We start from the raw sequence: 16806 nt of genomic DNA on the forward strand, positions 1-16806 counted from the left end.
GCGCCGTTCTGGGAGACGGGCGCGCTTTCCCCGCGTTGATTCCACCACTATGGACGCGAAGATATTCAAAAAATGACAATCAACCATCCGAACGCCCGCCACAACCCCGCCGAACACCGGCGAAGCGCGACTGACGTGGACTGTTCAGGCGGGATGGAGATCACGGCGAATGGGTGACATGGGCGCCACGGCAGGCTTTCGCCAGTCCGATGATCCCGCGCGGCCGATCGTCGCGTTCGATTTCGACGGCACGCTGACGGTCCGCGACAGCTTCACCCAGTTCCTGCGCTGGCGGGCCGGCGCGGGCGGCTGGGCGCTGGGCCTGGTCAGGATGGCCAAGGCCACGGCGGCCTATGCGCAGGATCGGGACCGGGGGGCGATCAAGGCGGCGTCGGTGAGGGTGTTCCTGAAGGGCGTGACCCGGGCCGAGCTGGAGGCGGATGCGGCGCGATTCGCCGACCACGTCTGGGACCGGTTCATGCGGCCTGACGCGTTGAAGGTCTGGGAGGACTGGGGCCGGAACGGCGCTGATCGCGTGATCGTGACCGCGTCGCCCGAGATTACGGTGGCTCCGTTCGCGCGTCGGCTGGGGGCCGAGGGCCTTCTGGGCACCCATCTGACCTTCGACGACCAGGACCGGATCACCGGCGCCTTCTCCAGCCCCAACTGCCGCGGTGAGGAGAAGGTGCGGCGCCTCCACGCTGCTTTCGGACCGAATCTGAAGCTGGCCGCGGCCTATGGTGATACTTCGGGCGACACCGAGATGCTGGCGATCGCCGAACAGCCGGGCTTCCGCGTCTTTCGCCAGCGGCCCGCCTAGGTCGGGATGCGCAGGAACGGCCGATCGCCCGCCGGAAGGAAGTCGAACATCACCATCCTGTCGGGCTGGATGACGCCGTCGATGAAATAGTCCTGACGCAACTGGCCGCGCTCGAGCTTGAAGCGCCAGCACTGGCTGTCGCCGACAGCCTCGCCGGCGAGGTCCTCGCGCAACTGGGTGCGGAAGGCGGTCAGGGCCGTGGAAGAGACAGGCACCAGTTGTTCGCCCTCGTAGATGCCGAACACCAGGGTCCGGGCCGCGCCTGCGGACCGCGTGTCCCGGTTGATGCAAAGGCCCTGTCGCGTCACGACGTAATCGACCAGATCGAAACGAGCCACGCCGTCCGGACGTTTGCGGTCATGCTCGGCGAAGTCGTCGGCGACGATCAGATCCAGCGGCTCGTAGGCGGGGCTGGGCAGTCGCGTGAAGAACGTTTCCCGCATGCGGATCGCGCGAGGTCCTCGCTGTTCCACCCCCGCCGTGACGATGCAGGAGCCGTCCGTGTCCTTCTGGTAGCAGAGCAGGTGCGCCGACTGCCAGTCGACGTAGGTCGGGCCGCTCATATAGCCGTCGATCTCGGCAGGTAGGTTGTCGAGGCTTTCCTCGATCGGCGCGGCTGTCGAAACCACCTCCGCCTCAGCCTTGTCGTCGGAGCGCGTGCTGCTCCAGACCGTGACTCCGGTGCCCACGAGGCCCAGCACGGCCGTCGCCAGACCGATGACCCCCGCTACGTTCGTCAGCCGCTTAGGGCTCGAATCCGGTTCCGTCACGCCCACCCCCGTTATTGGAACGACGCTAGCCCATCGGGAGGACTGATCGCAACGGGCCGGTCAGACGTAGGGCTGACGAAACCCGACCGCGGCACGGGGCTCAGTTGCCGTCTGCGTCCACATCGAAGACGACGACCTTGCCGCGCGAGGTCGGGTCCCAGCCGGCGGCGATGGCCGAGGCGATGGCGTTCTTCACGCTCTCGATATTGATCCGCTGGCGTTCGAAGTTCGGCGAGCCGTTGGCGCGCATCACCATCGGAAACAGGACGATGGCCTCGCGCTGGCCCTCGACGAGCTTCAGGGCGATGCCGATGCCGTCCCAGTTGTTGCCCGTGGTCCGCTGCGGTTGGCGGCGGACTTCCCATTCATAGTCTTCGCCGTCGACCTGGACGACGCCTTTGAGGTCTCGCGTGTGCTGCATGGGGGGCTGATAGCACAAACGAAAAGGGCGCGCCGATCCCGGCGCGCCCTTCTCTGGTCATTGGTCCGAACGGATCAGAGGGTCTTGATGCCGTCGGCCTCGGCTTCGGTGCGCTTGTCGTAGACGTGGTCCACGATGCCCCAGGCCTTGGCTTCCTCGGCGGTCATGAAGTGGTCGCGGTCCAGGGTGCGCTCGACTTCCTCATAGGTCCGTCCGGTGTGGTGGACGTAGATTTCGTTCAGGCGACGCTTGGTGGCGATGATGTCCTCGGCGTGGCGCTCGATGTCCGAGGCCGTGCCGCGGAACCCGCCCGAGGGTTGGTGGACCATGACGCGGGCGTTCGGCAGGGCGATGCGCTGGCCCGCCTCGCCGGCCGTCAGGATCAGGGAGCCGGCCGAGGCCGCCATGCCCATCACCACCGTCGAGACCGGCGACTTGATGTATTGCATGGTGTCGTAGATCGCGAGCGCCGAGGTCACCTGACCACCGGGGCTGTTGATGTACATGCTGATTTCCTTCTTCGGGTTCTCCGATTCCAGGAACAGCAGCTGGGCGCAGATCAGGCTGGCCATGCCGTCCTCGAATGGTCCGGTCAGGAAGATGATCCGCTCACGCAGCAGGCGGGAAAAGATGTCGAAGGCTCGCTCGCCGCGGCTGGATTGCTCCACCACCATGGGGACAAGGTTCGAGGAAATGTAGTCGATCGGGTCGCGCATGGGATCTCGCTGATGCAGGAGGCCCGCGACTCAGGTCGGTCGCGGTTCCGTTCTCATATTGCGGTCCGGCGCAAGCGATACAAGCCGGGGCGGCCCGGAAAGCCGATCAGCCTTCCGGTTCGGCCTGGTTCGCGCGGATGCCTCGCGCCACTTCGCCGGCCACCGAGCGCGTCAGGGCGTTCGGATCGATCCGGTCTGGATGGGTCGAGTAGAGGGCCTCAAGGTAGCCCATATCCCAGTCTGTGAGTGTGGCGGGACCGCCCGCGTCGCTGAAGATGTTCATGATCGTGTCGAAGTTCCCTGTCTGGGCGTCGGCATCGATCTGCGCGAGGGACAACAGGGCGACGTAGTCGCTCAACTGGTCGAAGGTCGTATCCCCCAGCTTGGTCACATCGACGATGATGACGATCCGCGCCAGGTTGTCGCGAACCTGGGTGTTGAGGCGCGACGCGGCGAAGACACTCAGTTGGGGATAGGACGGCTGCCCGTCGGGACCGGTCATGCCGGGCAGCCGGATGGCGACCTGGCCGTTGTTGGAATCGATCGGAAGGCTGGTATGCCACCACCGCACGGCGCGGTCGGAGGTCTGGAATTCCCTGAGCGCCCGCGACCCGGCGTCGGTTTGATGACTTCCGATGTCGAAGCCGCTGTTGCGCCGACGCACCATGGCCGTCGCGAGAGCCGAGCCGTCGTCGGTCGCCACGATGACGATCCCTGGCCGACACCCCGGCTCACCAGGCTCCAGGCCGACCCGCGCGGCGACGTCGGAAACCCTGTCGACCATCGTCTGCGCGTAGGCGGCGGGCAGGTTCACCACGCCGACACAAACGCGACCCTGCCAACGGGCCAGACCGCGCTGACTTGCAGGCCTCGATATCTCGTCGACGAAATCGCCGACCAGTTCGTCCAGCGGGCGGCCATTGACGACGATGTCGCCGAGCCGCGTTTCGTCCTGCGGGGGAGCAGGCGCGACGGGCGCCGTGTGCAGCGCCGCCAACAAGGCGATCATTCCAAGAGACACCGACATCACCCACCCTCACTCGACTCGCCCGCCTGATTGGGCCATCGCCGTTAAGCGACCGGCGATGGCTTTAACAAGGCGAAATCTGTCAGGTTTGTAACCTGCGGTCACACACGCGACCGCGGGGCGGCAGACGAGGCTCAGCCCTCGTCTTCTTCCTTCAGCAGCTCTTCCTTGGTGATCGGCTTGTCGGTCACCTTGGCCTGATCGAAGATCAGGTCGACGACCTTCTCCTCATAGATCGGGGCGCGCATCTGGGCGGCGGCGTTCGGGTTCTGGCGGTAGAAGTCCAGCACCATACGCTCCTGACCCGGATAGTTGCGGGCCTCGGCCATGATCGCCTGGTTCAGCTCCTGGTCCGTGACGCCGACGTTGTTCGTGCGGCCGATCTCGGCAAGCACCAGACCCAGGCGCACGCGACGCTCGGCGATCTTGCGGTACTCTTCCTTGAGCTTCTTGTCAGACTTCTTGGCGTCTTCCGGCGTCAGGTTGCCGGCTTCCTTGTCGGCCTCGACCTGTTTCCAGATGCCGTCGAACTCGGCCTCGACCATCTTGGGCGGCAGGTCGAAGGAGTGGGCGGTGTCCAGTTGGTCCAGCAGGGCGCGCTTCTGCTTGAAGCGGGCGGCGCCGACGTATTGCTGGTTCAGGTTCTGACGCAGCAGGTCCTTCAGCTTGTCCAGCGACTCCAGGCCGATGCGCTTGGCGAACTCGTCATCGACGACGCTCTCGGCCTCGGCCTTGATGGCCTTCACCTTGATGTCGAAGGTGGCCAGCTTGCCGGCCAGATTGGCGGCCTGATAATTCTCGGGGAAGGTAACCTCGATGGTCTTCTCCTCGCCGACCTTGGCGCCCTTCAGCTGCTCTTCAAAGCCGGGGATGAAGCGGTTCGAACCGATGACCAGATCGGCGTCTTCCGCGGTACCGCCATCGAAGGCGACACCGTCGAGCTTGCCGAGGTAGTCGATGGTCACCTGGTCGCCGTCGGCGGCCTTGACGGTCTTGCCCTTCTTGTCCTCATAGGACTTGGCCTGACCGGCCAGTTCCTTCAGCGCCTCGTCCAGGTCCTCGTCCGAGGCCTCATAGACCGGGCGGTCCAGCTTCAGGGTCTTGGGGTCGACCGGCGTGAAGTCCGGCATGACTTCCAGGGCCATTTCGAAGGCCAGGTCGTCGGACCCGGCCAGAACCTTGTCCATGTCCGACGTCAGCTTCATGTCGGCCGGGGCGGCCGGGCGCACCTTGATCTCGTCAAGCGCAGCCTGGCTCGACTCGTTGATCGCGTCGTTCACGATCTCGCCCATCATGTCGCGGCCGAAGGTCTTCTTGACGTGCGACGCGGGCACCTTGCCCGGACGGAAGCCCTTGAGCTTCATCTTCGGGGCCATCTCGGCCAGCTTGGCGTCCAGCTTGGCATTCAGTTCGGCGACCGGCACGGTCACGGTGATGACGCGGCTCAGACCTTCGGTGGTGTTTTGGACGACTTGCATGGGACGAATCTGACGCTCTGGGGCGGCGCCGGGCATCGGCGCGCGCGAAGATGGAAAAGCAGAAAGGGCCGCCCCATCCGGAGCGGCGCCTCGAAGCCCGCCCTTATGATGAGATGAGCCCCAAAGGTCAACGCGGAGGCTGTTTCACCGGACGCCCGGGGCCGCTATGTCGATGCAATGACCCAGCCTCCCTCCCCCGTCGGCGTGTTCGTGACCCCGGTGACGCCGCTCCAGCAGAACTGCACCACTGTATGGTGCACAGCGACGATGAAGGCCGCCGTGATCGATCCGGGCGGCTCGGTCGATCAGATCATCGGCGAACTGGCGCGGCGTGGGCTGGCGCTCGATCAGATCTGGATCACCCATGGACACCTCGATCATGCGGCCGGCGCCGCCGAGATGGCGGAAAAGTCCGGCGCGCCGATCATCGGGCCGCACCAAGAGGACCAGTTCTGGATCGCCGACCTGCCCGAGCATGGTCAGCGCTGGGGCATTCCCGACGCCCGCACCTTTACCCCGACCCGCTGGCTGGACGACGGCGACACCGTTACGCTGGGCGAGACGACCTGGGAGGTGGCGCATTGCCCCGGCCATACGCCGGGCCATGTGATCTTCTTCAACCGAGCCGCCCGGTTCGCCCAGGTCGGCGATGTCCTGTTCAAGGGCTCGGTCGGGCGCACCGACTTCCCGCGCAGCGACCCGGACGCCCTGATCCGGTCGGTGGTCACCAGGCTTTGGCCGCTGGGCGACGACGTGACCTTCGTTCCTGGCCACGGCCCGATCTCGACCTTTGGCGAGGAGCGCCGCACCAATCCGTTCGTGTCCGACGCCGCCGTGGCGCGCACGCCGCTGGCGCGCGCGCCTTCAGGCCCGGCCTAGCGGCGCAGAAGCAGGCCGATCAGGAGACCGACGCCCAGCGCGTAGACGGTCGCCTTCAACGGCTTTTCCTCGATCCGGGTGCGAGCCAGGAACGCTTGCTCGCGCGCCCAGTCCCTGCCGGTCTCGATATCGGAGCGAACCGCTCCGCGAAGACCCTGCTCCCGGGCGAAGGTGCGCGTCTCGGCGTCGGCCATCCAGCGATCGCCGGCGCGATCCAGGCGAGCGCGTTGATCGTCGGCGTCATCGACGATGTCTTCAGCGCTGAGGGCGGTGGGATTGATATCGGTCATGGCGGGCTCCTGCCGGGCTTGTGATCAGCTCGATTGAACCCGGGCGACGGTCGGCGGTTCCGTTTGATGAAGCCCAATCCGGGCGGAGAGATCACACCATGACCGACCCCACGCCCCAGCCGGAAATCACCCCGCCGATGACGCCGTCGCCGCAGCCGGAAATCGACCCCGCGGGCACGCCTTACGAGGTGCCGCCCCAACCCGGCGACAACGATGGAGAGGTCGAAAGACCAGGCGCTGACTGATTCGCACACTGTTGATATCGCGCGGTTTTGGAACCCCTCCCCCGCTTCGGGGTTTGATCAACAACCGCCAGCATAAAGTCGAAAGGGAGCCTCGCATGGCCCAAGGTCAGCCCACCCGTCCCTCCGGAGTCTCCAAACGGGGCTTCGCCTCGATGGACCCCGAGCGACAGCGCGAAATCGCGCGCAAGGGCGGCGCCAGCGTCCCCAGCGAGAAGCGAAGCTTCTCTCAGGATCGCAGCCTGGCCGCCCAGGCCGGGCGCAAGGGCGGGGAAGCCTCTCACGGATCGCGACGGCCCGAAGACGCTGTCGACGGCCCGGCCGAGTAGGTTTCGGCCCCGCAAACAATGAAGGGCGGCCGGTGCGAACCGGCCGCCCTTTTTTGTTTGCCGGCTTTCCCCGAGGCTGGGCACTTCAGGATTTGGTCCGTTCGTCCGGACGAAAAACACCCTGACGAAACGGACCAAACGGACGAAACGGACGAAATCGGGCGTCACTCTCCCCGCCAGCCGTGATCCAGGACTATACACCCGCACTGGACCAGGGCGCATTCGGAGCAGGCGGAGGCCCGCCACGCCTGACCCACCCGGGATTTCGGCGTCGCACAGAAATATTTGTTCGACATGATCCGACGCGCCGTCCGGGCATACCGCCTTAAGGTGGAGCGTCAGGCCGCGAGCAGAACCAGGGCTACGGACGGATCAGGGCTCTGCTCGAAAGACACCACCTGCCAGCCCGCGGCCTCGGCCATCGCTGTCACGCTGCGTTCGGTGAACTTGCGTGAGCTTTCGGTATGGATGGTCTCGCCCGCCACGAACGGAATCACGACCGCGCCGATATGGACCGCCATGGTCCGCGTGGCGCGCAGGTGCATCTCCATCCGGGACTGCTCGACGTTCCACACCGCGAGATGCTCGAACCCGTCGAGATCGAAATCGGCCCCCAGTTCGCGATTGGCGCGGACCAGCAGGTTCCGATTGAAAGCCGCCGTCACCCCCTGGGCGTCGTCATAGGCGGCGACCAGCACGGCTGGATCCTTGACCAGATCGACGCCGAGGATGAACAGCGATGTGGGTCCAAGCCGGTCCCGCGCGTTGGTCAGGAAGGCCACGGCCTGATCCGGCTCCAGATTGCCGATCGTCGAACCCGGGAAGAAACCGACCCGCCGCCCGCGCCCCAGTTCCGGCAATGGCGCGAGGTTCAGGAAGTCGCCGACCATCGGCGCCACCTCCATGTGCGGATAGGCCTCCGCAATGCTGGCGGCGGCGGCGTTGAGGGCGTCGGGGCTGATGTCGATAGGCACATAGGCCTGCAGCGTCGGCGCGGAATCCAGCAGGATGCGGGTCTTCTCGCTGGCCCCGGAGCCGAACTCGACCAGGACGGCGTTGTCGCCGAAATGCCCCGTCAGGCCGGGCGCCATGGTCCGCAGCAGGGCCGCCTCCTGACGCGTCGGATAGTATTCCGGCAGGCGGGTGATGTCCTCGAACAGCTCCGACCCGGCGGCGTCGTAGAACCATTTCGGCGACACCGACTTCTGCGGCCGCGACAGGCCGGCGACCAGTTCGGCGCGGAACCGCGCGGTCTCCAGATCCTCGATGCGGGCGCGCTCGCCCGCCGCGGCGTCAGACGCCAGCCTCAGTCCCATGAAGGCCCACCTTTGATGCGAATAGAAGAAGTTGCGGTAGGTGGCGCGGCTGTGACCGGTCGGCGTGGCGAACGAACCGCCGCGCAGAACCCGCTGGTTCGCCATGAATTTCCCGTTGTACTCCGACGCTGTCCCCTCCGTCGGCTTGAAGCCCGGATAGGGGGAATAGGCGCTGGCGGTGTGTTGCCACACCTCGCCGAACAGGTTGGAGAAGACGTCCGGCGCCGTCGCCACCGCGCTCTCCCATTCGGCCTCGTTCGGCAGTCGCTTGCCGGCCCAATGCGCATAGGCGTCAGCCTCATAGGCGCTGATGTGACGCACCGGGGCGTCCGGATCGACCGGCGCGCGACCGGCAAGGCCCAGCACAGTCCACTCGCCCTCGTCCTGACGCCAGTAGAGCGGCGCGTCCCAGCCCTCGGCCTTCACCACCGCCCAGCCGTCGGCCAGCCACAGCTCAGGCCGCCGGTATCCGCCGTCCGCCATGAAGGTGAGCCACTGGCCGTTTGTCACCAGGTCGTGGTCCAGCAGGAAAGGCTCCAGCCACACCCGGTGGCGCGGTCCCTCATTGTCAAAGGCGAAGCCCACGCCGTCATGGCCGATATCGACCAGCCCGCCTTCGAACCGCGTCTGGCCTCCCCGCGCCGGCTGCAACGGCCCGCCCGGACGCGGCTCGGCGTCACAGGCCGCCGGGTCCAGCGGCGACCGCGACATCAGGTTCAGCAGGTCCATCAGGAAAAGCTCCTGATGCTGCTGGTCGTGTTGCAGGCCGAGGATGAACAGATACTCGTCCAGTCCGTCGAACCCGCGCTCGATCCGCTCGGCCATCCTGCGGTCGATCTCGGCTCGATAGGCCAGGACCTCGTCGATCGATGGACGGGTCATGAGGCCGCGGTCATGGCGTTCGACCCGACGACCGAGGCTCTCGTAGTAGGAATTGAACAGCTGCTGCAGGCGTGGATCGACCGGCTCGTAGCCCGGCTGGGCCGCCAGGATCATGGCCTCGAAGAACCAGCTGGTGTGGGCCAGGTGCCATTTGCCGGGGCTGGCGTCCGGCATCGCCTGCGCGGCCAGATCCTCCGCCGACAGACCGGCGGCCAGGGCGGGCATAGCGGCCCGGATAGCGCGATAGCGCCCCAGGTCGTCCGTCTCGAGCGAGACGGCTCGCGCAGATGGCTTCATCGGACTGGCTCCAGCAGCGCGAGACAGGCCTTCTTGGTCGTCCGCGTGCGACCTAACACATTTGTTCCGGCTTCGTTGCCTTCAAGGCCCCGGAACAGTCTCAGCCGATGCTGCTGCCACAAGGGTGGCAGCAGCGGTCATCTCAACGCTGTCGCTGGGGACGCCGGTCAGCCGCTACGCGCGGCGACCAGCAAGCGGTCGGGTCACGCCACCTTCCGGGCGAAGGCTTCGATCCGGGCCTGCTGCTGCCTGACGGCCTGCAGCGGCGGACCGTCCACAGAGGCCTCGGAACCGGTCTGGAAGCGCTGCACCAGGCTGGACAACTGGCCGGCATCGGTCCTGAGGGTGTCCGCCGCCGCCGCCGCCTCCTCGACCATTGCCGCGTTCTGCTGGGTGAACTGATCCATCTGGTTGACCGCGGTATTGACCTCGGCCAGGGCCGTCGACTGCTCAACGGCCGAACTGGCGATCTCCGAGACAAGACCGTCGACCTCGGCCACCCGGCTGGCGATGGACGTCAAGGCCTCACCCGTTTCGCCGACCAGCTTTACGCCCTTTGCGACCTGGGACGTGGACGCGGAGATCAGGCTCTTGATGTCCTTGGCCGCGATCGCCGACCTCTGCGCCAGGGCGCGGACCTCAGAGGCGACGACCGCGAAGCCGCGCCCGGCGTCTCCGGCCCTGGCGGCTTCGACACCGGCGTTGAGGGCGAGCAGGTTGGTCTGGAAGGCGATCTCGTCAATCACGCCGAGGATCTGACCGATCTCGTTCGAGCTCTGCTGAATCTCGCCCATGGCCGCAACGGCCTCCTGGACGAGTTGGCCGGAACGTTCAGCGTCGGAACGGGTGCTGCCCGCGACCTCCGCCGCCTTTTTCGCGCCCGCCGCGCTGCGCTGGACAGTGGCGGTGATCTGATCCAGGGCGGCCGCGGTCTGCTCCAGGCTGGCGGCTTGCTGTTCGGTCCGACGAGAGAGGTCTTCGGACGCCCCGGCGATTTCGTCGGATCCGGTCCGGATCGACCCTACGCTCTGCGAGACCTCGTCGATTGCCGCCCGGAGGCGTTCGACCGCAGAATTGTAGTCCTCCTGGACCGTCTTGTGGGTGCCGGAGCGCACGCCATCGATGCGCGTGGTCAGATCGCCTTCCGACAGTCGAGCCAGGGTCCGGGCCAGGGTCTGCACCAGTTCGTTCTGGGCGTCCTCGGCCAGCCAGCGAGCGTCTTCCCGCCGTGCGGCCTCCTGCTCGGCCTCGGTGATGTCCACGGCCAGCTTGATGATCCGGTGTGGCTTGCCTGCCGCGTCGAGAATCGGATTGTAGGACGCCTGGATCCAGACTTCCCGGCCGCCCTTGGCCATGCGCCGGAACTTCCGGGCGACAAACTGTCCCTCTCTCAGGCTCTGCCAGAAGGCGGCATAGCCCTCGCCGGCCGCCTCGTCCGGATCCATGAAGGTGCTGTGATGTCGGCCGACAATCTCCGCGAGCGTGTAGCCCAGGCAACCCAGGAAGTTCCCGTTCGCCGTGATGACCGTGCCATCAAGGTCGAACTCGATCACCGCCTGCGATCGATCAATCGCAGCAAGCTTCCCGCTCATATCCCGATTTGCGACCTCAAGGCCGCCAATTACTTTGGAAGACCCGAACATTGCCGACACACAGTCCAGCTACGGCGAAAGTCCGCCGATTAACCAAACTAGGGCCACACGTATTACGCGCACGTTTAGCCCCGACTAAGGGCTAGCCCTTATATCCATGCCGGAGTCTAGCGAACCGGACGGCCTCCGTTCTTTGCGTATTCGAGACGGGCGATGGTGCGGTTGTGCACCTCGTCCGGGCCGTCGGCGAGGCGCAGGGTGCGGACCGTGGCGTACATCTCTGCCAAGGGCGTATCGCCCGAGACGCCCGCGCCGCCGAACGCCTGGATGGCGTCGTCGATGATCTGCAGCGCCATGCGGGGCGCCGCGACCTTGATCTGGGCGATCTCGGACTTGGCGTTCTTGGCTCCGCCGTTGTCCATCATCCAGGCGGCCTTCAGCACCATCAGGCGGCACATCTCGATATTGGTGCGGGCCTCGCCGACGCGCTGTTCCCAGACCGAATGCTCGGCCAGTTGCTTGCGGAAGGCGGTGCGGGTCAGCAGACGTTCGCACATCAGCTCCAGAGCCTTCTCGGCCGCGCCGATCACGCGCATGCAGTGGTGGATACGGCCCGGCCCAAGGCGCCCTTGCGCGATCTCGAAGCCCCGGCCCTCGCCCGCGATCAGGTTCTCGACCGGCACCCGCACGTTGTCGAGCACCACCTCGGCGTGGCCGATCGGTCGCTCGTCATAGCCAAACACCGTCAGCATTCGCTCGACGCGGAAGCCGGGGGTGTCGGTCGGCACCAGAATCTGGGACTGCTGCTGGTGGGTGGCGGCGCCCGTGTCGGTCTTGCCCATCACGATGGAAATGCCGACGTTCGGATGGCCCATGTTGGTCGACCACCATTTGCGGCCGTTGATCACATACTCGTCGCCCTCGCGGACGATCGAGGTCTGGATGTTGGTCGCGTCCGACGACGCCACGGCCGGCTCGGTCATCAGGAAGGCCGAGCGCAGTTCGCCCGCCATCAGGGGCTTCAGCCAACGGTCCTGCTGGGCCTCGTTTCCGTACATATGGAGCACCTCCATATTGCCGGTGTCGGGGGCGTTGCAGTTGAACACCTCGGGGGTCCACAGACCGGCGCGACCCATGGCCTCGGCCAGCGGCGCATACTCCAGATTGGTCAGGCCCGCGCCGTGGTCGCCGGGCAGGAACATGTTCCACAGGCCGGCGTCGCGCGCCTCGGCCTTCAGGGTCTCCATGGTCGGGGACTGGACCGTGTGGTCGCGATGGATATCGGCCCAGTAGTCGGCGGCGCGCGGCAGGACCTTGTCGTCGAGGAAGCGGTTGACCCGTTCCTGCCAGTGAAGCGCGCGGTCGCTGTGCTTGAAGTCCATGGTCGTCGTCCTTCCCGATATGCGAACGGCGCGATCCGAAGGGACCGCGCCGTTGTGACGTATAGCTTTTGTTAGCCGACCACTAGCGCTTCAGCAGCGGGATCAGCTTCTGGGCGATCATCATGTCGCCGGCGATTTTCAGCTTGCCCTGCATGAAGGCCATCATGCCGTCGAGCTTGCCTTCCGACATGGCGATGAAGTCGTCCCACGACACGGTCACGGTGGTGTCGGCGGGCTTGTCGTCGTTGGTGACGGTGTTCGGAACCGACGCGCCGTCGATGAAGATCTTGCCGGTATCGCCCAGGTCGATCTTCACGGTCTTGCCCAGACCGGAGTTATCGCCGACGGCGCCGCGGATGTGTTCGGTGACTTGAGCCAGATCGGCCATGGAGCGTCTCCCTGAGAAGGTGGAGCCGAAGCCCTATCCCTCCATGGGTCGCCTCACAAGATCACGTCGGGGAAACTGCGGCCGTCTGTCAGGCGATCTGGATCACAACATTCCGAAACGGCGGATTGCGCCGCGTCGCGGGCTCCGCTATCGAGCCTGCCTGCCGGAGACGTGGCCGAGTGGCTGAAGGCAACGGTTTGCTAAATCGTCATACCCTGTAAGGGGTATCGAGGGTTCGAATCCCTCCGTCTCCGCCACACACTTCACGGGTAGCCGCCGTGCCCCTGATCTCAGGGAATATTCCCCGACATTACCGAGCCTTGCTTATCCCCAGAGACCGGAACCCGGTCTCTAATCGAGGCCCCGTGCCTCATTACTGGGCGTTTAGCGGCCCAGGTCTCCGCAGCCCTAGCGACGGGTCCCTTTCGGGTGGTTGGGCGCAGCCTGTTAACAGGGAAGTACAGGGAAAACCGGACCAAGCAGGGGTGCAGTCGACGCAGGCACGCCCCCCGAATGCCCACCACGCCTGGAGTGGGGGGCTGGCGGTGTTCAGAATTCCCGCGGACGGAACAGGGAAATTGTCCGCACCGAACAGGGAATACTTTCGCCGGAACAGGGAAGCCTCAAGCGCGGATCAGGGGCAGCGCCGCGCGCCGATCAGGCAGCGCCGTAGAGCACTCGCTGGCGTCCCAGTCGAGGGGCATCTCACTCCGAATCACCGCCTCGAGCGACAGGCCTGCGGGCTGGCATCCGTCGAGGATCGCGGCCTTCAGATCAGGGGCGAGGAAGGCCGTCCGGATCACCCGCCGAGCATAGGCCGGCGTGACGCTTTCGACGCGCGCGATCTCCTTGAGCGAGGCTGCTTCGCCGGAGAGCAGTCCGGAGGCCGTTTTGGTCAGGAAGACTTGCGGGACCGGGAGGCGCGCAAGTCGAAAGGTGCTAGAGCGCAGCATGGGCGGCTCCTTCTTTGCTGGAGGTTCTGATGAGGCTCACCACGCCAGAGGCAAGAGCGAACCCGGCTCCGAGCGCCAATCCCCAACGCGGAGCGGTCAGGAGCGGCGTGACGACGAACAGGGCGGTCATGAGAATGGCCCCGGATAGTTGCCCCGTCAGACGCGCCGTTCCCTGCATGCCTCCGGCCGCACCACTTCGATGCGGAGGCGCATTGAGGAACATGTTGCGATTGTTGGGGACCTGAAAAAGCCCGAAGCCGACACCGCACAATGCAGACAGGCCAAGCAATGGCACCGGCGTTTCCGAGAGGGGCCACGCCGCCATCGCCGCCAGACCCGAAGCGAGCAGCCCGGCTCCGAAGGCGCAGAGCTGGGCCGTCGGAATGCGGTCGGACAGGCGGCCCGCGATACCCGCCGTTACAGCGACCGCAATAGGCCATGGCGAGAGATAGAACGCCACCGTCAGCGGGCTGAGACCGAGCCCATGCTGGAGATAGAAGGGGAGCGCGATCAGGGCTGCGGTCTGGCCTGAGAAGCAGCAGACGGACGCCACCACGGACAGGCCGAACGACCGCTCGCGCAAGAGGTCGAGGGGAAACAATGGTGCGGACTTGTTGCCCTCGCGGCGCAGTAAAAGGACGAAGGCAATGACAGCGCCGGTTCCGAGGCCGAGAGCCGAGAAGGGCACGTGATGCACCGCCTCGACTGCGAGAACGAGGAGACCAAATCCGGCAGCGTTGAGCGCCATGCTTGGAAGGTCGAGCGCCTTCCCACCCGGCGCCGTAGTGGGAAGGAAGCGGCTGGCGAAGAGAGCGACCAGGCTCGTCGGGACGCTGAGCAGGAAGAGCCACTGCCAGTCCGCCTGAGCGATGATGACAGCACCGATCGTGGGAGCGGCAGCGGAGCACAGGGCGACCGTGAGCGCGTTCCAGCCGACGGCGGTTCCAAGCCGGTCGTGCGCCACTGTGAACCGCAGTAGCGCGATCCCAAGGGCCATAACGGCCGCGCCGCCCAAGCCCTGTAGAAAGCGCGCGGCGATGAGCCAGGGCAGTGAGCCGGACGCCGCGCAAAGTAATGATCCGAGCAGGAACAGGCAGACGCCGGCCTGGAAGACCCGGCGGTTGCCGAAGCGTTCGCCGAGCGCGGCGCAAGGCAGCAGCGCCATGACGAGGGCAGCCTGGTAGGCGATCACGACGAGCACGACCTCGCTTGGCTTCGCCACCAGCGCGTCGGCGATCGACGGCATGGCGACGTTGACCATCCCCGCATCGAGAACGACGAGGCTCATGGCCGCGAGGACCGCCGTGATCGCGAAGCGCCGGGCAGGCTGCGGCAACCCCGAGCGCTGGGCGTCAGTCATGTGGGGAGAGCCGGCCCTGCTCATTGTCTGGCCGACGTCCAGACCCCGTTGCGCTCATGGTAGCGTGTGACGCGGTGCTCTTGTCGGTCTTCGACGCGCAAGTCCCGTTCGGTGAAGCGGAAGAGCAAGGCGGATTTGCTCATGCATCGCGTGTCGTGGATGTCACCCGGCAGGTAGACCTGGACCTGACCGGCGCGGACCAGCGTCGTGTTGCGTTTGACGAGGCGGACGCCGTCCGCGTCTTCGACACGACCATAGGTCCCCATCTCGATCTCGCCGTCCTGCATGGCATAGATCACCCACCCTCGGCCGTGGTCGTGCGGCGGGCGGTAGAGCCCCTCGGTTTCGGTGTGCGCAAGGAGGACGAACCCATGGTCCGGGTCCCGGTAGAGTTCTTCGTTGACTGGCTTGTCCTGCCGAAGGGCCGCAAGCCACGGCTCCGCCGGGTCGGCATCCAGGAGCTGCGCAAGCTGGGCCTGGCAATCCTCGACGAGGCTGGTGCTCAAGGGCCCCCATCCGGCGTGGACGGAAGAGACGAAACGATGAAGCGAACTGTCTTGCATGGCGGTTGGTCCTCTCGATCGAGGAAAGCCTAGCCATTCATCGATAGGTGCGGAACGCGCAGCATTTGCACTCCAACACTGCAGTCAACGCTATGCCAAAGGCACACTTTCTGCCAAGCTTCCCGGATGGTGCCGCCGGACTTCAACCTGCTGATCACCCTCGATGCAGTCCTCACCGAGGGGAGCGTGGTCGGAGCTGCCAGACGTTTGCGATTGAGCCCGTCGGCGATGAGCCGTGCGCTCACTCGCGTGCGTGAAGAGATGGGCGATCCACTCCTCGTCAGGGCCGGCAGGGGACTCGTGCCCACCCCGCGCGCCGCCGCCTTGCGTGAGCCAGTTCGCAAACTGGTCGAAGAGATCGAGGCCATCCTCCGGCCCGTCGAGGCGATTGATCTCAACGCCCTGTCACGCACCTTCACGATCCGAACGAGCGACGGCTTCGTCGAGAATTTCGGGGCCAGTCTCATCGCTCGTGTTCGCAGCGAGGCTCCCGGCGTTCGCCTCAACTTCATCCAGAAGCCCAGCAAGGACAGCACGCCGCTACGCGACGGCGTCGTCGATCTTGAGACCGGGGTCGTCGAGGCGACACTCGGTCCGGAAGTGCGAACCCAGGCCCTGTTCCGGGACCGGTTGGTCGGAGTTGTCCGCGATGGCCATCCCATCGACACCAAAAAGATCACTCAGAACTGGTACGCCGAGGCTGAGCACGTGGTGGTGTCGCGAACCGGCGCTGAGAGTGGTGCGCTCGACCTGCCCTACCTCGGCAGCGCAACCCGCCGCCATGTGGCGAGCATCGTCAGCGGGTTCTCGGGGGCGCTTGCCGTTGCCCGCGCCTCTGATCTGGTTGCGACCGTTCCCGACCTTCATACGGTCAAGCTGCGAAAGGGGATGACGACGTTCTCACTGCCTATGCCGACGACCGAGTTCACAGTGTCGATGCTCTGGCATCCAAGGATGGACGCAGACCCGGCACACCGTTGGCTACGTGAGTGTGTGAGAGAAGTTTGCGCCCCGGCGAGGAAAACCCAACGCGGCCGCAACTCACCGCTGAACGCAAGCGAGTGATATGCGCCTAGGCGCCAGTCCCAGACCGTTCCCTGC

18 protein-coding genes and 1 tRNA gene are annotated in these 16806 nt (G+C 65.8%); 6 read left to right on the top strand and 13 right to left on the bottom strand.

All coding sequences use genetic code 11. The annotated features are described in order from the left end of the window. Positions 1 to 169 precede the first annotated feature (169 nt). Positions 170 to 820 carry an HAD-IB family hydrolase gene (locus ACW17Y_RS10350; RefSeq protein ID WP_492035629.1) on the top strand — a complete coding sequence of 217 codons (651 nt, stop codon included), beginning with the start codon at positions 170 to 172 and terminating at the stop codon, positions 818 to 820. Here ACW17Y_RS10350 and ACW17Y_RS10355 read toward each other — a convergent pair. The 5 genes from ACW17Y_RS10355 to tig form a co-directional block, all read right to left on the bottom strand. Beyond that, entirely contained in the window at positions 817 to 1590 is a 774-nt protein-coding gene (locus tag ACW17Y_RS10355) for a hypothetical protein (RefSeq protein WP_492035630.1), read from the bottom strand. The two genes, ACW17Y_RS10350 and ACW17Y_RS10355, sit on opposite strands and share 4 nt — an antisense overlap. A gap of 100 nt (positions 1591 to 1690) precedes the next feature. After that, entirely contained in the window at positions 1691 to 2011 is a 321-nt protein-coding gene (locus ACW17Y_RS10360; protein ID WP_492035631.1) for a hypothetical protein, read from the bottom strand. A gap of 74 nt (positions 2012 to 2085) precedes the next feature. Beyond that, the gene (locus tag ACW17Y_RS10365; RefSeq protein ID WP_309628995.1) at positions 2086 to 2727 is read right to left on the bottom strand and encodes an ATP-dependent Clp protease proteolytic subunit; all 642 of its coding nucleotides are present in this window, start codon (positions 2725 to 2727) and stop codon (positions 2086 to 2088) included. Between the two features lie 106 nt (positions 2728 to 2833). Then, positions 2834 to 3736 carry a hypothetical protein gene (locus tag ACW17Y_RS10370; protein ID WP_492035632.1) on the bottom strand — a complete coding sequence of 301 codons (903 nt, stop codon included), beginning with the start codon at positions 3734 to 3736 and terminating at the stop codon, positions 2834 to 2836. Positions 3737 to 3888: 152 nt separating this feature from the next. Next, positions 3889 to 5232, bottom strand: coding sequence for a trigger factor (gene tig, locus ACW17Y_RS10375; RefSeq protein WP_492035633.1), 1344 nt, complete (start codon positions 5230 to 5232; stop codon positions 3889 to 3891). Positions 5233 to 5409: 177 nt separating this feature from the next. Here tig and ACW17Y_RS10380 point away from each other — a divergent pair, with 177 nt between their 5' ends. Next, positions 5410 to 6111 (top strand): MBL fold metallo-hydrolase, encoded by a 702-nt coding sequence (locus ACW17Y_RS10380; protein WP_492035634.1) that lies wholly within the window; start codon positions 5410 to 5412, stop codon positions 6109 to 6111. Here the strand turns inward: ACW17Y_RS10380 and ACW17Y_RS10385 are convergent. Next, positions 6108 to 6401 carry a hypothetical protein gene (locus ACW17Y_RS10385; protein ID WP_492035635.1) on the bottom strand — a complete coding sequence of 98 codons (294 nt, stop codon included), beginning with the start codon at positions 6399 to 6401 and terminating at the stop codon, positions 6108 to 6110. The genes ACW17Y_RS10380 and ACW17Y_RS10385 overlap by 4 nt on opposite strands. A 98-nt stretch (positions 6402 to 6499) precedes the next feature. Here ACW17Y_RS10385 and ACW17Y_RS10390 point away from each other — a divergent pair, with 98 nt between their 5' ends. Further along, positions 6500 to 6646: a hypothetical protein gene (locus ACW17Y_RS10390; protein ID WP_426040610.1), complete on the top strand. Its 147-nt coding sequence runs from the start codon at positions 6500 to 6502 to the stop codon at positions 6644 to 6646. A 95-nt stretch (positions 6647 to 6741) separates the two neighbouring features. Further along, a complete protein-coding gene (locus tag ACW17Y_RS10395; protein ID WP_492035636.1) occupies positions 6742 to 6972 on the top strand; it encodes a con-10 family general stress protein in 231 nt (76 codons plus the stop codon). Positions 6973 to 7310: 338 nt separating this feature from the next. Here the strand turns inward: ACW17Y_RS10395 and egtB are convergent, their stop codons facing one another. From egtB to ACW17Y_RS10415, 4 genes are all read right to left on the bottom strand, one after another. Beyond that, positions 7311 to 9467 carry an ergothioneine biosynthesis protein EgtB gene (egtB, locus tag ACW17Y_RS10400; protein ID WP_492035637.1) on the bottom strand — a complete coding sequence of 719 codons (2157 nt, stop codon included), beginning with the start codon at positions 9465 to 9467 and terminating at the stop codon, positions 7311 to 7313. Positions 9468 to 9670: 203 nt separating this feature from the next. After that, positions 9671 to 11059 (bottom strand): methyl-accepting chemotaxis protein, encoded by a 1389-nt coding sequence (locus tag ACW17Y_RS10405; protein ID WP_492035638.1) that lies wholly within the window; start codon positions 11057 to 11059, stop codon positions 9671 to 9673. 167 nt (positions 11060 to 11226) lie between these two features. Continuing rightward, positions 11227 to 12441, bottom strand: coding sequence for an acyl-CoA dehydrogenase family protein (locus ACW17Y_RS10410; RefSeq protein WP_492035639.1), 1215 nt, complete (start codon positions 12439 to 12441; stop codon positions 11227 to 11229). 82 nt (positions 12442 to 12523) lie between these two features. Continuing rightward, on the bottom strand, positions 12524 to 12829 hold the full coding sequence (locus ACW17Y_RS10415; RefSeq protein ID WP_428149721.1) for an SCP2 sterol-binding domain-containing protein: 306 nt from the start codon (positions 12827 to 12829) through the stop codon (positions 12524 to 12526). 165 nt (positions 12830 to 12994) lie between these two features. Here ACW17Y_RS10415 and ACW17Y_RS10420 point away from each other — a divergent pair. Further along, positions 12995 to 13086, top strand: a tRNA-Ser gene (locus ACW17Y_RS10420). Positions 13087 to 13452: 366 nt separating this feature from the next. Here ACW17Y_RS10420 and ACW17Y_RS10425 read toward each other — a convergent pair. From ACW17Y_RS10425 to ACW17Y_RS10435, 3 genes are read right to left on the bottom strand one after another with little or no spacing between them, the layout of a single operon-like run. Beyond that, a complete protein-coding gene (locus ACW17Y_RS10425) occupies positions 13453 to 13782 on the bottom strand; it encodes a hypothetical protein (protein ID WP_492035640.1) in 330 nt (109 codons plus the stop codon). Continuing rightward, complete coding sequence (locus ACW17Y_RS10430) at positions 13769 to 15142, bottom strand: MFS transporter (RefSeq protein ID WP_492035641.1); 1374 nt, start codon at positions 15140 to 15142, stop codon at positions 13769 to 13771. The genes ACW17Y_RS10425 and ACW17Y_RS10430 overlap by 14 nt, the downstream gene beginning before the upstream one ends. 20 nt (positions 15143 to 15162) lie before the next feature. Next, positions 15163 to 15648 (bottom strand): hypothetical protein, encoded by a 486-nt coding sequence (locus ACW17Y_RS10435; RefSeq protein WP_492035642.1) that lies wholly within the window; start codon positions 15646 to 15648, stop codon positions 15163 to 15165. Between the two features lie 183 nt (positions 15649 to 15831). Between ACW17Y_RS10435 and ACW17Y_RS10440 the strand changes: the two genes are divergently transcribed. Further along, on the top strand, positions 15832 to 16770 hold the full coding sequence (locus ACW17Y_RS10440) for a LysR family transcriptional regulator (RefSeq protein ID WP_492035643.1): 939 nt from the start codon (positions 15832 to 15834) through the stop codon (positions 16768 to 16770). Positions 16771 to 16806: the final 36 nt, after the last annotated feature.

It is taken from the genome of Brevundimonas sp. AVps7, assembly GCF_058681545.1.